This is a genomic window from Maribacter cobaltidurans (assembly GCF_002269385.1).
Taxonomy (GTDB): Bacteria; Bacteroidota; Bacteroidia; order Flavobacteriales; family Flavobacteriaceae; genus Maribacter; species Maribacter cobaltidurans.
In genome coordinates, this window is sequence record NZ_CP022957.1 from 1,848,764 (window position 1) to 1,870,533 (window position 21,770).

The 21,770-nt window shown below is 33.6% G+C and carries 20 protein-coding genes and 1 pseudogene; all 21 read right to left on the minus strand.

Going from position 1 to position 21,770, the window contains the following annotated elements:
- The 21 genes and pseudogenes from CJ263_RS08085 to CJ263_RS08185 all read right to left on the minus strand — a co-directional run bounded on the left by CJ263_RS08085 (nt 1) and on the right by CJ263_RS08185 (nt 21,730).
- Entirely contained in the window at nt 1-1,452 is a 1,452-nt protein-coding gene (locus tag CJ263_RS08085; protein WP_094996802.1) for an MBOAT family O-acyltransferase, read from the minus strand.
- 234 nt (nt 1,453-1,686) lie between these two features.
- A complete protein-coding gene (locus tag CJ263_RS08090) occupies nt 1,687-2,619 on the minus strand; it encodes an O-antigen ligase family protein (protein WP_094996803.1) in 933 nt (310 codons plus the stop codon).
- Nucleotides 2,594-3,082 (minus strand): hypothetical protein, encoded by a 489-nt coding sequence (locus CJ263_RS20915; protein WP_158657111.1) that lies wholly within the window; start codon nt 3,080-3,082, stop codon nt 2,594-2,596. Before CJ263_RS20915 ends, CJ263_RS08090 begins: the two co-directional genes overlap by 26 nt.
- Nucleotides 3,083-3,984: 902 nt before the next feature.
- Nucleotides 3,985-5,025, minus strand: a complete 1,041-nt coding sequence (locus tag CJ263_RS08100; protein ID WP_094996805.1) for a hypothetical protein — start codon at nt 5,023-5,025, stop codon at nt 3,985-3,987.
- 14 nt (nt 5,026-5,039) lie between these two features.
- Entirely contained in the window at nt 5,040-6,473 is a 1,434-nt protein-coding gene (locus CJ263_RS08105; protein ID WP_094996806.1) for an oligosaccharide flippase family protein, read from the minus strand.
- A gap of 85 nt (nt 6,474-6,558) precedes the next feature.
- Complete coding sequence (locus tag CJ263_RS08110; protein ID WP_094996807.1) at nt 6,559-7,788, minus strand: N-acetyl sugar amidotransferase; 1,230 nt, start codon at nt 7,786-7,788, stop codon at nt 6,559-6,561.
- A complete protein-coding gene (gene hisH / locus CJ263_RS08115) occupies nt 7,788-8,444 on the minus strand; it encodes an imidazole glycerol phosphate synthase subunit HisH (protein ID WP_094996808.1) in 657 nt (218 codons plus the stop codon). The genes CJ263_RS08110 and hisH overlap by 1 nt, the downstream gene beginning before the upstream one ends.
- The gene (gene hisF, locus CJ263_RS08120) at nt 8,444-9,289 is read right to left on the minus strand and encodes an imidazole glycerol phosphate synthase subunit HisF (protein ID WP_094996809.1); all 846 of its coding nucleotides are present in this window, start codon (nt 9,287-9,289) and stop codon (nt 8,444-8,446) included. The genes hisH and hisF overlap by 1 nt, the downstream gene beginning before the upstream one ends.
- Before the next feature lie 2 nt (nt 9,290-9,291).
- Complete coding sequence (locus CJ263_RS08125; protein ID WP_094996810.1) at nt 9,292-9,978, minus strand: acylneuraminate cytidylyltransferase family protein; 687 nt, start codon at nt 9,976-9,978, stop codon at nt 9,292-9,294.
- Nucleotides 9,979-9,982: 4 nt separating this feature from the next.
- Nucleotides 9,983-11,026, minus strand: a complete 1,044-nt coding sequence (locus tag CJ263_RS08130) for a nucleotidyltransferase family protein (RefSeq protein WP_094996811.1) — start codon at nt 11,024-11,026, stop codon at nt 9,983-9,985.
- Nucleotides 11,023-12,186: a UDP-N-acetylglucosamine 2-epimerase gene (gene neuC / locus CJ263_RS08135; RefSeq protein ID WP_094996812.1), complete on the minus strand. Its 1,164-nt coding sequence runs from the start codon at nt 12,184-12,186 to the stop codon at nt 11,023-11,025. Before neuC ends, CJ263_RS08130 begins: the two co-directional genes overlap by 4 nt.
- The gene (neuB, locus tag CJ263_RS08140) at nt 12,183-13,190 is read right to left on the minus strand and encodes an N-acetylneuraminate synthase (protein ID WP_094996813.1); all 1,008 of its coding nucleotides are present in this window, start codon (nt 13,188-13,190) and stop codon (nt 12,183-12,185) included. Before neuB ends, neuC begins: the two co-directional genes overlap by 4 nt.
- The gene (locus CJ263_RS08145) at nt 13,187-13,819 is read right to left on the minus strand and encodes an acetyltransferase (RefSeq protein WP_094996814.1); all 633 of its coding nucleotides are present in this window, start codon (nt 13,817-13,819) and stop codon (nt 13,187-13,189) included. The genes neuB and CJ263_RS08145 overlap by 4 nt, the downstream gene beginning before the upstream one ends.
- Nucleotides 13,806-14,945 (minus strand): LegC family aminotransferase, encoded by a 1,140-nt coding sequence (locus tag CJ263_RS08150; RefSeq protein WP_188669431.1) that lies wholly within the window; start codon nt 14,943-14,945, stop codon nt 13,806-13,808. Before CJ263_RS08150 ends, CJ263_RS08145 begins: the two co-directional genes overlap by 14 nt.
- Nucleotides 14,946-14,954: 9 nt before the next feature.
- Entirely contained in the window at nt 14,955-16,142 is a 1,188-nt protein-coding gene (locus CJ263_RS08155; RefSeq protein ID WP_094996815.1) for a UDP-N-acetylglucosamine 4,6-dehydratase, read from the minus strand.
- A gap of 88 nt (nt 16,143-16,230) precedes the next feature.
- The gene (locus tag CJ263_RS21255) at nt 16,231-16,407 is read right to left on the minus strand and encodes a sugar nucleotide-binding protein (protein ID WP_229702405.1); all 177 of its coding nucleotides are present in this window, start codon (nt 16,405-16,407) and stop codon (nt 16,231-16,233) included.
- Nucleotides 16,408-16,677: 270 nt separating this feature from the next.
- A pseudogene (gene rfbC / locus CJ263_RS08165) lies at nt 16,678-17,061 on the minus strand (dTDP-4-dehydrorhamnose 3,5-epimerase).
- Between the two features lie 111 nt (nt 17,062-17,172).
- Nucleotides 17,173-18,033: a glucose-1-phosphate thymidylyltransferase RfbA gene (gene rfbA / locus CJ263_RS08170; RefSeq protein ID WP_094996816.1), complete on the minus strand. Its 861-nt coding sequence runs from the start codon at nt 18,031-18,033 to the stop codon at nt 17,173-17,175.
- A gap of 2 nt (nt 18,034-18,035) precedes the next feature.
- Entirely contained in the window at nt 18,036-19,043 is a 1,008-nt protein-coding gene (gene rfbB, locus CJ263_RS08175; RefSeq protein ID WP_373288284.1) for a dTDP-glucose 4,6-dehydratase, read from the minus strand.
- Nucleotides 19,044-20,048: a hypothetical protein gene (locus CJ263_RS08180; protein WP_094996817.1), complete on the minus strand. Its 1,005-nt coding sequence runs from the start codon at nt 20,046-20,048 to the stop codon at nt 19,044-19,046.
- A 2-nt stretch (nt 20,049-20,050) separates the two neighbouring features.
- The gene (locus CJ263_RS08185) at nt 20,051-21,730 is read right to left on the minus strand and encodes a DUF6909 family protein (protein ID WP_094996818.1); all 1,680 of its coding nucleotides are present in this window, start codon (nt 21,728-21,730) and stop codon (nt 20,051-20,053) included.
- Nucleotides 21,731-21,770: the final 40 nt, after the last annotated feature.

A 21,770-nucleotide genomic window follows, 5' to 3' on the forward strand; every position in this document is an offset into this window, starting at 1 on the left:
TTAAAATTGAAAATAAATAAATTGGTTTTCGCCAAAGTTTCCGAAATACATTATTACGAGTGCTATTATGTAATACATACCATAACGAAATTGCTTTTTCCATTTTAATCCAATGCGTTCTATGGCGTATTCATCTTGCCTTCCAACCCACTCTATAGAAACAAAAATAAAAATTAAGATTATGGTCGTTAACGCCATGCTCATATCTGGAAACAACGGCATAGATAATAAAGAAGAAGAAAAAATTTCAGATATATAATTTGAGGCATGTGTCACATTCTCCGCTCTAAAAAATATCCATGCTAAAACTGTTAAACTGAATGTGATAAGGACGTTTAAGAACTCTTTTAGCGAAGGTAATTTCTTTTCTAGGGCTACTATATCAACATTGTTCCTGTTTCTATTTGTAAGCAATAGAGGAAGGAAATAGATTGCATTCAATCCCCCCCAAATTATAAAAGTCCAATTTGCTCCATGCCAAAAGCCGCTCACAATAAAAATAATAAAAGTATTACGAACTTTCATCCAAGTTTTTCCGCGACTACCTCCCAATGGGATATATAGATAATCTCTAAACCAAGTTGAAAGCGAAATATGCCACCGTCTCCAAAACTCTGCAACATCCCTTGAGAAATATGGAAATGCAAAATTTTTCATTAAATCAAAACCAAAAAGACGAGAAGTCCCAATAGCTATATCTGAATAGCCAGAAAAGTCACCATAAATCTGAAAAGTAAAAAATAGGGCCCCTAATACTAAAGTACTACCTGAAAAATCCTCTGAGTTATTAAAAATCAAATTGGCAAAGTAAGCACAGTTGTCTGCAATCACCACTTTTTTAAATAGCCCCCATAAAATTTGCTTTAGGCCATCAATAGCCGCAGAATAGTCAAAGTTACGCTTTTTATAAAACTGCGGTAATAAATGCGTAGCTCTTTCTATGGGGCCAGCCACTAGTTGCGGAAAAAAACTGACAAACGCAGAAAATATGATAAAATCTTTTGTAGGCTCCAACTTTCCTTTATAGATATCAATCGTGTAACTAAGCGTTTGAAATGTATAAAAACTTATACCTACTGGTAAAATTATGTTTAAGGAGCCTGAATTTATTTGGAAGCCAAAAAAAGAAAAAGCCGTTACAAAATTGTCGAGAAAAAAATTAAAATATTTAAAAAAACCTAATAAACCTAAATTAACTGAGATACTAGTCCATAACAAAAATTTTCTTTTCAGTAAAGACTGTTCTTTCGCTAATTTGAGTCCGATAAAATAATCTATTATAGTACTAAATAAAATCAGTGCAAGAAACCGGTAATCCCACCAACCATAAAATATATAACTAGCCGCTACAATTAATAAATTCTGAATCTTTAAACTTTTATTGGCCAAAAACCAATAAAGGATAAAAACTATCGGTAAGAAGATGGCAAAATCGAGAGAATTGAAAAACATTTATCAGAATTTAACTTTATTTAATTCTTTTATTCGAAGTGCCTACATCGTAGAAGTATAGAAGAAAAAGGAAAAAGGAAAAGAACAAAATTCCATGATGTCTTCTTAAGATTGATTCTATTAAAAAAGAATATAATAAAATAACAACAAAGCTTGTTGCATAAACAGAGGCGGTATTAAACAAAGCTTTTCTTAAAAGTAGTGCCAACAACGATAATATCAAAAGTAGTAATATTACCCCCCCCCTAATAGAGATTCAAAATATTGATTATGTGCATGATAATTATTTTTATACTCCCAACTCTTCTCATTTCTATTGGCCTGCATAGTTTGACGTTCCTTTCCTAAACCATAGCCAAAAATAGGCGCTGCCAAAATAAGCTCCATATTAACGTTGTAGTTTCTTATTCTGGAATTTTCACCGTCTATTTGTGAAAAAAAGTCTTGAGTCATTTGTTTTGATAGTAATAATAGAAATACCATTGGAAAAGTTATAAAAGAAATAACGAAAAAAAATCTCACCCACTTTTTCGCCAATTGAAGCAACATAAGAGCATTAATTACTACAAACAGTATTATACCACTCATTGCCCCGCTATAAATTAATAAAACAACTGTTAGTGCCGTTAAAATAGTTATATAGACCAGTCTATATTTTATTCTTCCTTTTTGAAGGCCAACTAAACATATAGCATATGCCATATTAAGATACATGGCATAATATATTTTTTGAATGTCTATAATGGCAGTCGTTTCCCAAGAGTTGAAGAAAGTAATCATAGCACCACTTGAACGAAAGAATGAAAAAAACAAATTGAAAAGGCCTACAACAAAAACTCCCGCGACAAAAGAGAAAAGAATCCATTCTTTGCTTTTGATCTCAATTGATGTATTGGTAAATAAAAGAAAAAACAAAAATAGGAGGCCTAAAAAAGGAAAAAAACTAAAATCAGCTTCCCTTGTAATAAAAACAATATTTAGTACTACATATAGAGCTAGGATGCACAAAATAGCAAACGGTAATTTTTTGAATACTTCTCGATTAAACTTGATGTTAAAAAGTGCAAAAAAAGATGTCAAAATAAGTGTTTTGCTGCTCCAATCCGGTTCAAATGCCATGCTAAATGCAAACAGACAGAGACTATATTGATACACCTTCTCTTTCATTGATCGTGTTGAAATTTAAACCTACCAAAAACATAACCAGACCAAATGCATAAGGAGAAAATGCCTCTTCTTGATATATACCCTGAACGAATAGTACCAAGGCTAATACTTTCAAAATTTTCGCATAACTATTCGCCGAAGTTAATTTTCTAAAAAGTGTAAAAATAATATCCGCAAAATAGTAGATGTAGAGAATCGAAAAAACACCCAGACTGGAAAATAATACTCCATAGACACTCTCGCTACCATTTTGAAATCTCGTCCAATAACCTAAATCAGGCAACTGTCCGCCTTTAAAACTCGACATCATGGTTGTAGAAAGGTTGCCAGAAAATCCTAGCCCATTTCCAAATGAAAATAGATACTCTATTCCCGCAAAGAAGCCCACAATATGTTCATTCCTGGCGTAATACCCAAGTACGACAAATCCAATGTTTACTATTATATAAAGTAAAATTGCCAAACTTTTAGATACGTTTGTTCTATAAAATAAAAAATAAAGAAATATTGAAAAGAAGAGCATCAATATGGCTCCTTTGGAATTTACGGATAAAATAACAAGAACCAATATCAAAAAAAGCCGAAATTTCTTTTGGGGCCAATAAAAGTACAATCCAAGTATGCATAAAAAATATCCTAAAGAAATTATACTTTTTATTAAAGATCCTATTCTGGCAAACCTAACATTTAGCCAAGAAAAATTAAATAATTTCTTACTCCTGTAGAACTCTAACAGCTCGTCCCAAGTATTCATTCCAATCTTCAGATTGAAATATTTAAGGTCGTTCATAAAGAAGCTTAATGTATAAGGAAATAGGAATTGTAGCATTGTTATGACCAGACAAATGACCAGAATTAGTTTCAAATATCCGTTCAAAAAACCAAGAGTGGTTTTTCTGGCAAAGAATATACCAGCCAAAAGGTAAATTATCGGAGTAATTAACAACCTCAGATATACTGTACTGTTTAAAAACCCATAGTGGTAAATTCCAAATAAATAAAAAAGAATTAGTATAGATATCAAGGCAACAGATTTAACAAAAAATTTTCCGTCAAAATAATCTGTATTCTTTTTGAACATAAAAAGCACCAAGAGTGTTGGCAGCAAAAAATTTATTCCATGTAAAATTTTGAAAATGGATAGGCTCTCTATAAATATTGATGCAAATGCTATAAAAGTGTTTTGAAAGAATATAGTTTGTAAAAAGAACGCATAGAAAATTTTTATGCGATTTACCAAACCAAAAAAAATAATCAATAAAATAACTGCCCCAAACATCAAGTTCAATGACAAGGATAGAAATAAAACAAGATTAAGCATAAAAGCCTGAAACCCTAACGATAGATATTCCCTTGAAAATGTCATTATGTGGATAACTTGGATGAATTAAAGTTAACTACTTCAAAGCTTTCATTTTCAACATATCTCTCATATAGGTTTTGAATATCTTCCCCTTCCTCCAAATTCTCCGTATTTTCTATTTCAAAAGATCTGAACTTAATATTTGGTATTAATTCATAAAGGCTAAAACATGCAGACGAATAAAACATTCCAAATTCTAGTGGTAACTCCTTTAAACTTACCAATGAAAGTTCAATCGGCAATCCGGTATTGATGATTTCCCAGCCTTTACTTTTTATTATATTTAATTGTTGGTTATTCTCATATCTGTGTGGAAAATATTTAACGGATTTGTTGCTATAATATTTAGCCACTCTGTCTAAATAATTTTCAAATTTATTATAAATTGGTTTTTTCCAATAAAATGGAGTTCCAATAAAATATATCAAATCCTTATTTAACAATTTTCCTCCAAATTCATTGTTTAAGTAAGTATATTCACAATATTCAAATTTCAAATATGAATGGCCTTTTGGAATTATATTGTCATAAATACTGAATATATGTAAGTACCCTTTATCATATTTTAAGTTAGCGTTCAAACCAACAGCTAAGGGAAGTATCCTCTTCGAAAAAGGCGCAAAGGATGAAAGTTTTTTTGATAAAAGCATTTTTTGATTATAAATAGCGGCATTACCATCATCTAGGTAAATACTCTTTCCAGATTGGAAAGAATTCATCAATATGCATTGATAAATAGAGCGCATATTCCCAACTAAGATAAGTGAATAATTTAAAGTTCTATTTCTTCTAGCAGCGTTATTAATTTTAAAATAGTATTTGATTCTCGTTAAAATACTATTATGAATGTTAGTAACACTTATCTCCTCAATATCCCCCTTTAAATTTAAAACACTAAATGTACTATACAACTGGTTTAGATTACTTAAATCTCTTGAGCTCAAAAAATAAAAGTCGCACATATGCTCTAGCTCGTGTTTTTTGATATACTCATTGGCATTCAATAATTGCAAAGGAGATTCTATAAGTACAGCCACTTTCATAAAACAGAATTACATTATTTTTTTTTTAGTAGCTTTTTTGAGAACAGCATTGTCTTGGCCTTTAAAGCTTTAAGACTAACTAGTTTTTTCATGAAAATCAATCCTACTGTAGTAAAAATAATAACCCTCACAAAAAAAGAAAGCAAAGACTCTTCATACTCATTTAAAATCATAAAAATCGACAGAACAATCAACAATAAACACGAAAAAGAAAACCATTTTATATAATAATTTTCTTTGTACGCCTTTTTAGAATAATAATAACTAAAAGGTATGGAAATCAAATAAGAGAAGGTAGTTACTCCAGCTGCACCTAATATACCATAATCGGGTATAACTAAGATATTTAATATTAAATTAACAATTCCAACTGTTACCCATATCATGGATTTATATTTAACATATTTATTAAAATAAGTCATGACTGGCTGTAGTATTAAATTATAGCCATTAATATATGCACAAAGGCTTAAAATGATAAATATATTATATGAGTCTTTGTAATTAGTTCCTATTACATAAAAAATCTCGGTCGAAAATATTATTAAACCGAAAATAAAAATAAAAATTACCGCCAAAAATAACCTGACTAACTGATTTATAAGCCGATTATCACCTTTACTAATGCCTTGATAAATTTGAGGCATAAAATTTTTATTTACTGTGGATATGAACTGACCTGGAATATTAACTAGTTTTGTCCCCATCGAATAAATACCTAAGCTTTGGTATCCTAACATATATTGAATCATAAACCTATCAGAAAATTTGACTATAAACGTAGAGCATGAGGTGGGAAAAAACAAACTTGCATAAAGTGCACTCTCGGCTATTAATGTCTTACTAATTTTATTTAACCTAAGGTGTTTGTAATAATATGGCACTGCTATTAAAAACCCGACAATCTGTTCTGCAAAACCGGCCAACAATATGGCAAGAACCTTATCTTCCATATTCAAGACAAGAAGCAAAGCCATTACACTTCTAATGATAGAAATAAGGATTGAGAACAAACCTGCCTTTTTAACTTGTCCACTACAAATTAAAAACGAGTTAACTAGGGGAAAAAAAACTGCTATTACAGCTGTATAAAATATCCAATCTAAATATTCTTTATTTTCTAAATCTAACAAGGTAACTATTGAACTATCAAACAATAGGTATATTAAGCTGCCAATAAGTATTGCGAAGATTTGAAGCAAAAACAAATTTGAAAAAAGAGTTTGGAGAGATTGATATTTTTCATCAAAAAAAAACTTATCAAACGTACTACTTAAAGAATAAGAAATTACCAAAAAAAAGATGGTGAAAAACAATTGCAGTATGGCAATCAAGCCAAAATCTTCAGGCTCTATTACAAAAGAATAAAACGGAATCAGTAAAAAAGCTATGCCTTTTGAAATAAATTCAGAAAACAATAAAACACCAGTATTTTTTATTGCCTTCATAATCTTTATTGAATAAAGGAAAGAGATTAATTAAAGAAGATGACTTTTCAAACTCCTATAAATACAGGACTGAATCTAAAATAAGCTAATCATCAAGACCTGTACCTTTTACATTATGCCTAAGTTTCCATTCACCATTTTTTTTACCCCACAAATGTGGCGACCTAAACTTATCACATAGATTATGGAAATCTTCTGGTTTCATATCAATATACTTCATTATATCATCAAAATATCTATCTGGAAATTCTCCATCAAATCGGTTCACCAAAGCTACTCCTTCCTCTCTTGTGATATGTTTGTTTCTAATTTCCTGGGATGCATCGTAAGTTGCTCGACCTATTCCAAACTTAATAAATGTGGTATAAAAATGTAAATCATCTATTTTATCATCAATTCCACTATACTTACTATACGTCCCTTGAGTTCGGTGTGGTCGGGCTTTAAAACCTGTATTTTCCACCGCATAATAATAAACCTCCTGCGGCGTCCATTTCAAATAATAGCCAAGATAATGAACCTCCACATTGGATTTCTTCAATTCTTCTACCTTTGGGGGGAAAAACGACATTAAATCACTTAGTCTGACATTGTATTTCTCCATCAAATCTTTAACCGTAACGCCCCCGAGATATATTTCATCCAAATTCTCAAAGCTGTAATATGATTTATCACGTAATGAGGTGGCATTATCTGCCAAGGGATTACCGTATTCTGCTTCATTTTCACCATAAAAGACCAAGTTTATTCCATATTTAGCAGCTATTTTTGGAGCAAGGTTCTTTTGACCCAATATAAAGGTCTGAAATGGATGTAATAAGTTTTCTATGGATAGTTTGGTTAATAATTTCATGACCTTTCCATTTCGATAAAAAGATATGTTATCAAAGCCACTATCTAACCAATTTTTCCAATTTTTCAGCCCATAATCAGTATACAAAATAGGGGGCCAGGTAACGGTTAAAGGGTTCATTCCATACTTGTATTTAAGCACATGTGCTTGATAGGCACTATCTTTACCTCCACTTCCAGGCACCAAGCAATCATAGGAACCGTCGTTTTTTCTGTACCGGTCCAAAAGTTTCACCAATTCCTCTTCTCTCATCACCCAATCTATGCCCTCTTTTATTTCTGCTGTTCTGCATGCATCACAAACACCATTTTCATCAAACTGCATAGTAGTCTTTTTACTGTTCTTAGTATGTTTGAATTCAACAGCAGATGTTGGTCTCTGATTGGACATTACACATTTAGTACAATATTTTACCTCATTTGGTAAACCATAATATGCTTCAAGTACTTTTTGTTTTGACATTAGAGCAGGTTATTAATTAAAGACCATTTTTTATAAATAGAAATTCCTTTATCACCACTTTTTTCTGGGTGAAATTGAGTTGCAAAAATATTATCCACTAATATTGAGGAACAAAATTGAAGCCCTGAATAATTAGCTTTAGCAAGGATGCATTCATCATTTAACGGCTCAACGTAGTAGGAATGTACAAAGTACATAAACTCATTATCATCGATTTCATCCAAAGCTGTTCCTTTCCATTCAAGGTTTTCAGAATAAACCTTGTTCCAAGCGATATGAGGTACTTTCATCTTTTCTCCATTAAATGAGTCGGGGAATTTTTTAATAACTCCTTTAATGAGGTCTAGGCCGTTTCCTGCGCCAAATTCTTCACTATTTGTAAAAAGTAATTGTTGTCCTAAACAAATTCCGAATAATGCAGTGCCACCATCAACTTTCTCTTTTATTGCATCTATCAAATCTAAGCTTTTCAGATTATTCATGGCTTCTATAAAAGCCCCCACGCCGGGAAGTATCAATGCGGCTGAATTTAAAATATCTTCTCTTTTTGAACTTATTTCTGCATTAATACCAACTGTATCACATGCTTGTTTCACACTAAACAAATTTCCTAATTGGTAGTCAATTATGGTAACCTTTTTATTTGTTTCTCCCATTACAATCTACATTCAATTTCATTATCTACCAACGTTCTTTTTAATTCTAAAATACTACAAGGTTCAAATGTATGAAAATTTCTTTTCTGTTTTAAAAACTCAACATTGCCTTCCGTTTCGGAAACTTTCGATTCGTTTTCTTTTATAAAATGATAATGAAATAGAGAAGATATCATCACGGCATCCGTATGGCCCTCTTTTAGAACAGAAACTACATCTTTTTTATTTCCAGGCCCGCCATGTGCAATCACAGGAATACTAACGGATTCACTTATTTTGGAGACTAAATTCAAATCATATCCTTGTCCTGTTCCTTCCTGATCCACAGATGTAATTACAATTTCTCCAGCACCAAGCTCATCAATTTTTCGGGCCCATTCAAAAACGTCAACTCCAGTATACTCACGTCCATTATCAGTATAGGCAAGATATTTACCGTCACTTTCTTTTATTGCTTCGATGGCAATAACTATAGTAGACGATCCAAACATTCTAGAGGCCTTTTTTATCAGTTCTGGATCTTTTATTGCCGCAGTATTTAAACACACTTTATCAGCACCAGCCCTAAGTACACCCTTAATATCAGAAATGGTTCTTAATCCTCCACCAACAGTAATAGGTATGAAAATCTTCTTGGCAGTCTCCGTGATTATATCATGAAGACTGTTGCGCTCATATAACGAGGCAACTACGTCCATAAACATCAGCTCGTCTGCACCCTGTTGATAATAATACTTAGCGAAATCAGAAGGCTTTCCTAAAACCCGAAGCCCTTCTAAATGAATACCTTTTACTAAATTTGGACCTTTAATATCCAATCGAGGAATTACCCTTACCGTTTTCATACTTAAAAATTATTTGATAACAATTCACCTATCTTCCAATCAAAAGGAGTGTCTAAATCCATTGATGAAATCTCATCCATTTCAAATTTTCTAATTTTATCAAAATCCGACATGTCCTTCTCTTTAATCGAATTAATATTAATTATATAAATCGCTCCATTATATTCATAAACCTTTGGAACATCTTGCCTTCTAATAAAACTTCCTTTTTTAGACTTTCTTAAAAAGCCCTGTTCTTCTTCAAATAAGTTATAATAAGGGTTAGATTTTGACTCCTTTACAGAAACAACCATATCTAAATCTGATTCGTACAACTTAAGCGCTCGCTCGATATGTTTAAAAGTTCTAAAGGGAGATGTTGGTTGCAACAATACCAAAGTATCATATACATATCCCTTTTTTTCATAAAAATCGACGGCATGTAAAAGCACCTCTCTTGACCCTGAAGTATCCGTTGCAAGACAATCGGGTCTCTTAAAACTAATTTCAAGCCCTAAATCTTCGGCAACCGTTAGTATTTCTTCATCATCACTACTTATACATATATTTTTTCTTGGAAATATTCTTAAAGCGGCTTTAATAGTATAATCTATTAAGGGCCTACCATTAAATAGCTTAATATTTTTCCTTGGTATACCTTTTGAGCCCCCTCTTGCCGGAATTACTACAAGGACGTTATTATAAGACATCTATTTAATTTTCAATATGTTTTACAAAATTTTGAGCATGTTCATAATCTAATGGCTTTCCAATATCTATCCAATAGCCGATTATTGGGTTGTATACTAAAATGCCATCATTCTTTACCAACTTTTCCATTAAGTCTGTAATATTATAGAACTGATTGGATGGTATTTCATTGATTAAATCCCGCCGTAAGATATATATACCAGCATTAGATTGAAATAAATAAGATGGTTTTTCTTTAAAGTCCTTTACCCTGGCCCCTTCTGTTTCAAAAATAGCATATGGCACATTGACCTTATACTCCGTTGATGCAACTGCCATGTCTGCGTTGGAATTTAAAATTTGCAGATACAGGTCTTCGAAATCAATATTGGTGAATAAATCACTGTTCATCAACAAAATATGTTCGGTGTTAAATTGATTTACCAAAGAAAGAGCCCCTGCGGTACCTAGCGGTTTATCTTCTTCTATATATTCAATACTGATTCCCTTGGCACTACCATCACCAAAATGGTTTTTTATTTGTTCGCCAAGGTATTTAATGGATATATATATTTTTTGTATCCCAAAAGAGATAAGCCTGTCTATGTTATGTTCAATAATTGGTTTGCCTCCTAAGGTCAGCATAGGTTTTGGAATACTGTCAGTCATAGGACTTAATCTTTTACCTCTACCTCCGGCCATTATCATACACTCCATAGGTAAAATAGCTTTGATTTTGTCAAGATCAATGATTTTTATTAAACGATTTTCGTCGTCCAAAACAGGTAGCATCTTTATTTCCCGCTTTTTGTATTCCTTTACCTTAATATAAGAAATTGGCTCTTTTATACTTATGAAGTTTTTATTGCAGACATCTACAACGTGTTGGTCTAGGTCTTTGTTTTTAATTAATACTCTTCTAATATCACCATCTGTTAACGAGCCTATTACCCTTTCATTTTCGTCTACAACAAATAAGATTAATCTACTTACCTCATCCTTTATAGAGTTTAACTCAATGAGAGCTTCATGAATTGACTTATTATAAAGTATTACTGGCTTATTCATATATCAAAATTTATATCGAAAAAAGATTTTTTCAAAGTATCTATTTTAAGACACTTTAAAACTTCTAAAATTTTTACTGTCGCATTCCCTTCTCCATATACCCTTCTTTCATTTCTAATCAATTGAAGAAATCTAAAGTCGTATACCTTTTCTAGCGCTAAAGCAATTTCTTTTCCTTCTGGCCTACAACAAATCACACTAAGTGGCATTAATCTCCCTTTTTGTCTATCCCCAATATTAATTGTTGGAATATTGAAATAGGGGACTTCCAATATTCCACTTGACGAATTACCTACAACTGCATCCACAAATTGTAAGGCAGATAAATATCTTAGTTGTCCCATAGATTGAAAAGATATAGATTTATGAGGGTTTTGGGCCACGAAATCATCTATGATTTTAACAATTATTTTCCCGTTTTTATCAGAATTTGGTTTTGTAAATATTAATAAAGTTTCGTCTAGTTTATCTAATTCTTTAATAATCTGTTTAAATTGATAAGCTGCTGTATCATTTTCAAGTGTTACAGGATGATATGTGATAAGTAAATTTTTTGGTTTTAAAACGTAGTTTATTGCCGTTTGAAATTCAGTTTTATTCAACAACTTTAGGTTCTTAATGCTATCAATACCTATTGCACCAACATTAAAAACTCTGGAAGGATGTTCCCCCATCTGAATAATTCTTTTTCTATAAACTTCGGAGCTTGCAAAATGTAAATGGCTCATCTTAGTTATCGCATGCCTGATAAATTCATCATAAGCGCCTTCAGTAGTTTCACCTCCATGAATGTGAGCAACTGGTATGTTCGATATTATCGCAGCCGTCACAGCAGCTAGAATCTCGCTTCGGTCTCCTAGCACTACAAGCAAGTCTGGTTTTAATCGATTATAGGTTTCCCCAAAACCAATCGTTGCTTTACCAACCGCTTTGGAAATGGCCAAAGCATTATCCCCTTCTAAGCCATCATCGATTTTGGCATCGATTTTAAGACCATCTTTCTCTATTTGTTGGTAGGTATTTCCAAACTCAGACATTAAATGCATGCCAGTTACTAGAAGCTGTAAGTTGATGTCTTTTTCTTCATTAATCGCTTGAATTAAGGGTTTTAAAAGACCATACTCTGCCCTAGTTCCAGTAACGACTGCAATATTTCTCATATCAAATCGTCTGATTTATAATCTCTAGTGGCCTTACTCCCTATAACCTCATCCCATTTCATCGGCGAAATACCCGTGCCAGGACGTTTAATGGTTAAATTGTTTTCATCAAAAACTTCACCTTTGAAAATATCCCTATTTGCAACAATGCTTTTACGCGCTATCGGTTTATTCTTAGCTTCGCTCTGGCTCGGTGCCTTAATTCCATTACCCATTGCCTTTTCTATATTTCTTATTGCAGTAACCATAGCCTTTAATTCATTAGGTTCTAAAGAAGCTTTATGGTCAGGGCCTTCCATAGTCTTATCCAAGGTAAAATGTTTTTCTATAACCTTTGCACCTAATGCTACTGCGGCTATCGGGATTTCAATACCTAACGTGTGATCAGAATAACCGACCGGTACCTTGAAAACACTATTGATAGTATTCATAGCCCTTAGGTTTACATCTCCTATAGGGGTAGGATACTCTGTATTACAATGTAGTACGGTAATTTTATTACGTTTTGTTCCCGCAGATACAACTACTTTTATGGCATCTTCTATTTCTTGCATCTCTGCCATACCAGTAGATATAATAACAGGTTTTTCAAAGCTTCCTAGTTTTCTTAAATAAGGCAAATTCGTTATCTCTCCAGATGGTACCTTCCAAAGGTCAATATTTAATTCATTTAGAAAATCAATACTGTCTAAATCAAAAGCTGTAGATAAAAATCCAATATTTTTTTCTTTACAATATTCAATTAATACTAAATGGTTTTCTTTGCTCAATTCCAGTTTTTGGAGCATTTTCAACTGTGATTCAACAGGATCATTCGTATTTTCTTTTTGATAATCTGCCTTTTGGGCTGACCTACTAACCAGTTTTTTGGAATTAAATGTCTGAAACTTTACATAATCTACCCCTGCCTCTGCAGCAGCATCTATAAGTTTTTTTGCTACATCTATTTTGCCATTATGATTAACCCCTGCCTCCGCTATTATCAACACTTTTTCTGCTATCATTTTAAAAGTAATTTCGCAGGGTTACCCACCCAAGTCCCTTTTTCGGTTATATTATTTAAAATTACTGAGCCTGCTCCTATAATCACCTCATCAGTAATATTTACGCCCTGTTTTATTACAGCATTTGCCCCCACAAAACAATTTTTTCCCACCACTACTTTCCCCGCCAATACAGCTCCTGGTGCAATATGGGAGTAGTCATCAATCATACATTCATGTTCTATTATACTTCCCGTATTAATGATACATGCTTTACCAATAAGGGAGAAACTATTTACAACCGCGTTTGGGTTAATTAAGCTAGATTCCCCAATGGTGGCAGAACTTGATATACAGGCCGTAGGGTGTTTTAAAACCAATTGTTTAACGTTTAAATTCTTAATTAAGAAATGTAATTTTTTACGAATAATATTAGACCCAACAGCCGGAAAAACATACGCATCCTTCACAATAGACCTAACATCTAGTTCTTCTTCATTTCCAATATATTTTATGTTATACGGGTCGTTTTTGTTTTCGTTTTTATCAAAATAACCATTAATAAAAAAACCATTTGCCTTTGCCACATCCATTGCAACATAAGCATGACCGGAATAACCTAAAAAATAAATATTGTTATCGTTTAACACTACTCGGTATGTTTATTACACGTTCTTCTAGCCATATTGAATTTTCAAGGTTTCCCTTTTGTGCGTCTTTAAACATGGGTAAGCTGCTCATAAGCTTCCAAATAGGTCTGGTCATAACTCCAGCATCATTTGTAGTGGTTAAGAACATATCCTTATTTGGAGCATCATCCAAGACAATTGCATTAAGCCAATAATTCGCCACGGTATTTTTAGGCTCTGTCACAAAACGTGCGGCTTTATCCTTAAAAAAAACCTCATACTTCTTAGCCAAGCCACGTTTTTCCTTTAAAATTTCAGGCAATTTTTCCAATTGAGCACAACCTAAAGCGGCATTTATATTTGGCATTCTATAATTGTAACCTACTCTATCGTGTTCAAAATCCCAACGATGAGGGATTTTTGCGGTTGTAGTGAGATGTTTAGCTTGTTTCGCAAGCTTTTCGTCATTGGTTAATATCATTCCACCTCCCCCTGTGGTAATAGTTTTATTGCCATTAAAGCTTAATGTTCCTAAAAGGCCTTTCGTACCCGTATGCACATTGTTTTGATAACTTCCTAGTGATTCCGCAGCATCCTCCACTATCTGAAGATTATACTTTTGACACACAGTTTTTAATTCATCTAGATTTATGGGAATACCAAAGGTATGCATTGGCACAACCACCTTTATAATTCGCTTTGTTGCATTGTTTATACAATGGCCATTTTCCATATGCGTTCCCGTAGACAAGAAATGCTCAAGTTTTTCTGGTGACAAGCCCATAGTTTCCCTATCTACATCAATAAAAATAGGATGAGCTCCAATATAGCTAACAGCATTACATGTTGCAATGAATGTGAGCGATTGGGTAATCACTTCATGATTTTTTTTTACACCTGCTAATTGCAGCGCAATATGTAATGCAGCAGTACCGTTTACTGTAGCTATTGCAAATTTAGCCCCGGTATATTTGGCAATATCCTGTTCAAATTTATCTACAAATTTCCCTACACTTGAAACAAACGTGGTATCAATACATTCGCTTAAATACTCCTTTTCATTTCCCGAAAAAAAAGGTTCATGAAGTGGTATAAAACCTTCAGATTGGTAGTGGGCTCTAATAAAATCGATGGTTTCTTTTATCATTATTTGATACTACATTTTACTATCTAAGTATTTGCCCTTTTCTTTGTGTCCAAATGATGGAATCATTTCAAAAAATAAATCGACTATAAGTTCTTTAGACCATGTTTTTTTATTTTTTATGCTTTCTATAGTATTTTCAAAATATTCAAGTTTCTTATAATCAACATTAAAATCATTTTTAACTATACCGAGTTTTTGAAAGCGACTCATATCCAATTTTTCTTGGTCCGTGAAAAATTCCTCGAAATCTTTCTCTCCAGTAGTGTCGCTATCCGAAAACAAACACGGCCATTTACCTTCTTTAGGCAAAGTTTTGACTAAATCTCTGGCTTCTTGTTCGTCTTTACATAAAAATGGCTCAAAACCCAGGCTATTCAGGTATTTAACTGCTATATCCGCAAAAGAAATTAAGTGAAGGTCTTCGCTTAGTTTTGGAAAGAAAATATCTCTGTTTTCTCCAAATATACATGACATTAAACAAAGTTCTCCACTCTCTTTAGGTATTACAAAATACCTTTTTATATCATTTGGTGCAACAATTGGTTGGGACTTCTTGATTCTTTGGTCAAAACCATGTAACAATGAACCATCTGAAAACGCTACATTGGCAAAACGGGCAGTAGAAATTGATATTTTGGCACTATTCCGCATTAAGAACATTTCCATAATACGTTTTGATGCCCCCATCATATTCACTGGATTAGCTGCCTTGTCAGTTGATACACAAAAATATTTCTTAGTTCCTTTGTCGATAGCCTGTTTTATAGTCTTATCAGTGTTAAATATATTTACCTCAATCATTCTCATTAAAGTAAATGGGTCTTTTTCACTCCTAACGTGTTTGAGAGCGGAGAGATTCAACACATAGTCATACTTACCGTCCGCTTCGATAAATGCATCATATTCACTTGAACCTATATCCAAAGCAAAAGTTTGGAAATCCCCTTCTATATAACCCAATGAACTACGAATATCTCTTACCAGTTCTACCATGTTGTTTTCACTTATATCCACAACATGAAGTTTTTTTGGGTCTCTCTTAAATATTTCCTTTGTAACCGCCTGTCCTATAGAACCGGCTCCTCCTATTACCAGAAAAGAGGATGTACTTACCTTCTGATATAATTCATTTTCATGAGTGGCTATATCGTTTTTAAACAATTCTTTTTCTCTTCCAATTAGGTTAAGTATTTCCATAAATTAAATAGTTTCAATGCTATATAAGTATGCTATTTACTGGCCTTTTAACAAAAGTACGATAATTCTTATCCTTAACAAGCTTTGATTAATTCGCTATATTATTTTGACTTAAAATCTTATTTGTAAATTCATACCAGGTCATAGGTTCTTTATCTGTGAAATGATGAATACCAAAATCGGTCACGTTTTTTAAGATAAGATTCAAAATATATGTAGTTAAATTATTCGCTTTAGCAGGGCAACCGATTTGTGAATCAGTCACTTTAATTATCTTACCAGAACTTGCTTTTCCCAAAATGGTTTATAAAAATTATTTCCAAAATTCTGAATAAAGCCATGAGGTACGGCATTCACAGATTTAGGTTTGGTAATATCAAGTTCTTTTGAATTCTTAAATGAAAAATTCAAATCTGAATATAGCGGGGCAGCTTTTTGAATGCATTATCCCAATTGGCCATTGGCGCCTGTAACCAGAACTTTTTTCATGCTCGAAATGATTTAAAGCTTGGTAAGTTCATGTACTTTTCTGAAACTACCATTTTCCATGTCCTGTGATTTTCCCAGTCAATAGACAAGTTAGAATCGTTATGAAAATTCCCCTTTCTTTATCAGGGTAATAATTATTATCACACTTATAATTAAAAATAGCTTTATTGGAAATAGTAATAAAGCCATGTGCCATTCCTTTTGGGATAAATAAACCGTAACGGTTTTCCTAAGACAATTTGATTTTTATATGGTTTCCAAAAGTTGGACTACTTTGGCGAAGGTCTACAACTACATCTAAAACCTCTTCCATTATCACATTCACCAATTTAGCTTGAGCCGCACTTCCCTTTTGAAAATGAAGCCCTCTTAAAACTCCTTTTTTGGAAATGGATTGGTTTTCCTGAACAAAATTGATTTCATAGCCCAATTTATTTTACAATTGATCTTGTGGGAATATCTCAAAAACTTCTCTTTGACCTGTATAAAGCTCAGGTTTAATTAAAAAACATCCTTAAGTTTTGTTTCGATGATGTGATGTTCATGAAATCAAATTCATTAAATACTCGCCATAACCACTTTTGAACAGTGGTTTTGCCAAATTTTTCAATTGTTCACTATTAATATATCCTTGCCTAAATGCTACCTCTTCAATACAACCAATCTTTAGTCCTTGTCTGTCTTCAATGACCTGAACAAATTGCGAAGCCTGCATCAGGGATTCGAATGTACCCGTGTCTAACCAAGCAATGCCCTTGTCCAAAATACTGACATTTAATTTTCCTTTTTCCAAATAAGCCCTATTAATATCAGTAATCTCCAGCTCTCCTCTATGGCTCGGCTTAATTGATGATGCTATTTGTATGACATCATTGTCAAAAAAATATATTCCCGGTATCGCGTAATTCGATTTTGGATGTTTCGGTTTTTCAGTAATGGAAGTGACTTTACCTTTTTCGTTAAATTCTACTACACCGTAACGCTTTGGGTCATTTACATGATACCCATAAACAATTCCTCCATCTGGGTTCGTATTTTCCTTTAACAAGGTCTCCAAACCATTGCCATAGAATATATTGTCTCCCAGAATTAAAACTACTTTACTTTGTCCTATAAATTTCTTCCCTATAATAAAAGCCTCAGCCAAACCATTGGGTCGTTGCTGGACGGCATAGGTAAATTCGCATCCGAGCTGACTTCCGTCAGATAACAACTTCTTGAATAAGTCCAAATCATCTGGGGTAGTAATAATCAATATTTCTCGAATGCCTGCCATTAGCAAGGTAGACAAAGGGTAATAAATCATGGGCTTGTCATAAATAGGCATGAGTTGCTTGCTTAAAGCCCTAGTTAATGGCCATAAGCGTGTACCCGACCCTCCTGCAAGAATGATACCTCTCATTATTAAATTGTATACTTATCCAAATAATAAGTTACTGTTTTTTCTAATCCCCTATCAAAGTTTTCTTTTGCCTCCCAATCAAGTTCTTTTTTAATTTTCGATGTGTCAATCGCATATCTGAAATCATGACCTGCGCGATCTTGGACAAATTTAATCTGGCTTGCATATTTTCCCTTCTTCAAGGGTTTAAGCCTATCTAAAATTGAACATACTTTATGGGCAATGGTTAAGTTGTCCTTTTCATTGTTTCCCCCTAACAAATAAGTTTCACCCGCTATTCCTTGGTTAAAGACCTTATTAATTCCAATGCAATGGTCAGACACATACAACCAATCGCGAATGTTATTCCCCTTTCCATAAATAGGAATTTCCTCGCCATTTATAGCGGTACGGATAATTGTGGGAATCAATTTTTCATCATGCTGCTTTGGTCCGTAATTATTTGAGCAATTCGTAGTCACCACATTCATATCATAAGTATGACGATAGCTTCTTACCAAAAAATCTGCAGAGGCCTTTGAAGCGCTATAAGGACTGTTAGGTGCGTACTTTGAATCTTCTTTAAAGTACCCTTCCTCTTCTAAAGACCCAAAAACCTCATCAGTTGAAATATGGTGAAATCTATCTTTTTTTCCGTTCCAATAGGTCCTCGCTATTTCCAATAGATTAAAAGTGCCTTCAATATTTGTTCTTATAAAATCATGAGGGGAACTAATGGAATTATCTACATGGGATTCCGCCGCAAAGTGTATAACTCCTGAAATGTCATAATTTTCAAAGAGCCGAGTTACTAAAACCTTATCGCATATATCGCCTAAAATAAAGTTATATCTTGAATGATATTCAACTTCCTTAAGATTGTCCGAATTTCCAGCATAGGTAAGCTTATCCAAATTGACCACGTTTACATTTGGATTTACATCTAAAAAGTACGGAATAAAATTACTCCCTATAAAACCTGCTCCACCGGTAATTAAAACGGACTTACTCTCTTTTGGAAGCATTTTCATTTAGTGAGAAGATATTTCCTTCGCCTTATTATTTAGGAAAATAAGGAACGAGATTAAGAAGAATACGCCTATAAAAATAAGAGGTAACAACACTAAGTTCTTGCCAAAAAAGGATTTTCGAACTACTTGAGGTTTTCCGAAATTAATCACATTAATTGGCTCGGTTTGTTGTACTAGCTCGATTTTCTTTGCCTCAGTATCACGTATCAATAGATTTTTATATTCGAATAAGTCTGCAATATTTACCTGCTCTTGATTATCTAAAACAATACGATCCGAAATTGAATTAGTTCCTTTTGTACCCAGACCATTTGTATAGTTAGAAATAATTTCATCTACTTGCTTTAGTAATATTTGATTCTCTTCTATACGGCTTTTCGCATTGGTCCTGCTGATTTCAATAAGCCTTTCTAAATAAGGGTTAGAGTTTATGTATTCCATTATCTTTTCAGCAAAAATCTTTCCCGTATCACGATTTTTATAGAAGAAGGTGATTCTGTGATTAAAAGAACTTTTGTTCTGAAGTTCTGCCCGAACAATATCAGTAATGGCTCCGGTATTTTCAAAGCTTTGAAGTAATTCCAAATACTTCATTTCACCTTCCGTACTTTCTTTATTATAGTCAACAGCTGAAATAGTCACTTCAAGACCAGAAAAATTAATTTCATCTATCCCAATAGACTTAAAAAACAAGGTATCTTGGGAGCTAATATTCGACTGGATTTCTTCAATCACATCATACAAATAATTTTTACTTTCCAATTGCGGTTTTACAATCACCTCGGTTTTTAGTTTTTTGGATATTATTTTATTTAATCCGTAGCCTATTGCTACTCCCAAAACAAAAAGACCGATTAGTATTAAAATATTCCTTTTGAGGTACAGAAATATTCTAAGTATAAACCTAAAAATAGCATTGAATCCCCTTCCTATAAACTGGAACAGCTGCCCCAAATCGATTTCATCGGAAGTATTTTGACCATTTGTTGATTGATTGTCCGCCATTACTATGAATTAACTATTTGTTTTAATATTCTATCCGTTATCAAATATGTGGGTTTTACTCCCGTTGTTCCCAAACCGCCCGAAGCCAAGGTACTTCCGGTTTCCAGTGGATTGTCCGAAGCATAATATGCATATCTCACTTTAACATCCTCACGTATACTTTTCCGTATCTTGGAGGCAGATTGTATCGCCTTTTGATAATGTACCCCTTCCATTTCCAAGCCTATTACGTTCCATGTAGATTCATGAAAAAACTTTAATATATCCCTATTTTGAAGGGAAGTTCCCAATACGGTTACCATAGCACCCTCAAATACCTGTAAACCATGATTTTCAAAATCTTTGGCACATAGTTCGTTTTTAAAGGGATAATTGTCCGCCGTACCTTCAAAAATATGTGCGGAAGGAATCATCAAGTCGCCCTTTCCTCCTTCCAGTATTCCCGCTTTTCCCATTATCGATACGGATAGCACATTCAGAAACACTTCATTTTTATCTCTTTCAAAGGGTTTCAAAAACTCGTCAATTGTCTCATAGGCCTGTTCCCCAAAAGCATAGTCCATTACAAATATAACTGGTTTTTCCTCATCTGCTCCTTCGGAAAACTTATAATAACATGCCTTTTCACTAAATTTGGCCGTATCAAAAATCTGCACATCAATGTTTGTCCCTGAGGTATCCTCAAGGGAAATCATACCATTTGCTTCCGCTACTTCTTTGACTTTTAATCGTATGGTTTCATTGCCCACGGCACTTAAAGCCTCGAATATTTCCAATCGATTAGATTCAGGGAGTTCTTCGCTAAGCGCCTCAGTGGCAAAAAAAGAGTTCATGACACTATGCATATTCGCAGAAATGATATGAATGGGTCTTTGTAACAGATTATTCTCATCCAGCACCTTTTTAATGTCATTTGCCCAGCGCTCACCATGTATATGATGTCCCAATCGCTCTCTTAATAAGGTGCTAAAGGTGATCGATCTTTTATCTCCTGTCAACTCTTCTTCCAATGCCAGTTTTCCCAACCAATACACAATTCTTAAAAAGCGTTCCGGATTGCTTGATGTACTTAATTTGTCGTATACACTTAAAACCTCCTCAAAGGACCTTCCCAATATATTTGCCGTATGAATCAAGGCTATTTCCCTTTCAGATTGGTCCAACTCCTCCTTTTCCAAGGACTTTTCAAGTTTGGTCCAATCCCTTATGGTTTTGTTGGATTCTGGAATCAAGATTTTCTTGCATATTTTCTCGGATTCAATGAACAAAAAAGTCAAGTGGGTCAATATATCATATATATCAGATCTACCCCTGGTAATCTCAATGTTCATCTGCTCATCATCGATACGATAGCAATTACGCCTTCTTTTTGGCGGAATAATAGGGCTTATATGTGAAATTCCGTAGCCTTCATCAGAAGTTAGATTGATGAACCTACATTGCTCAATTCCCTCGGGTAGCCTTTCCAATACGTATAGAAGACCGTTCAGCTCCGCCTTCTCTTCTCCTAAAGAGCCATAAATCTCTGGTCTTATGAGGAGTAGGGAGTTTTTCAATGCCTCACCGGAGACTCCCGTAGGTTTGTAAAAACCCCTATTAAATAAGTGTCGCATGGTAATATACATGCGTTCAATGGCATTGGTAGACTCTTGTGCCCTAGTTGTTGTGACTGTTTTGCCCATAAGAGATTTCCCGCAAAACTACAATTATTATTTTGTTTTG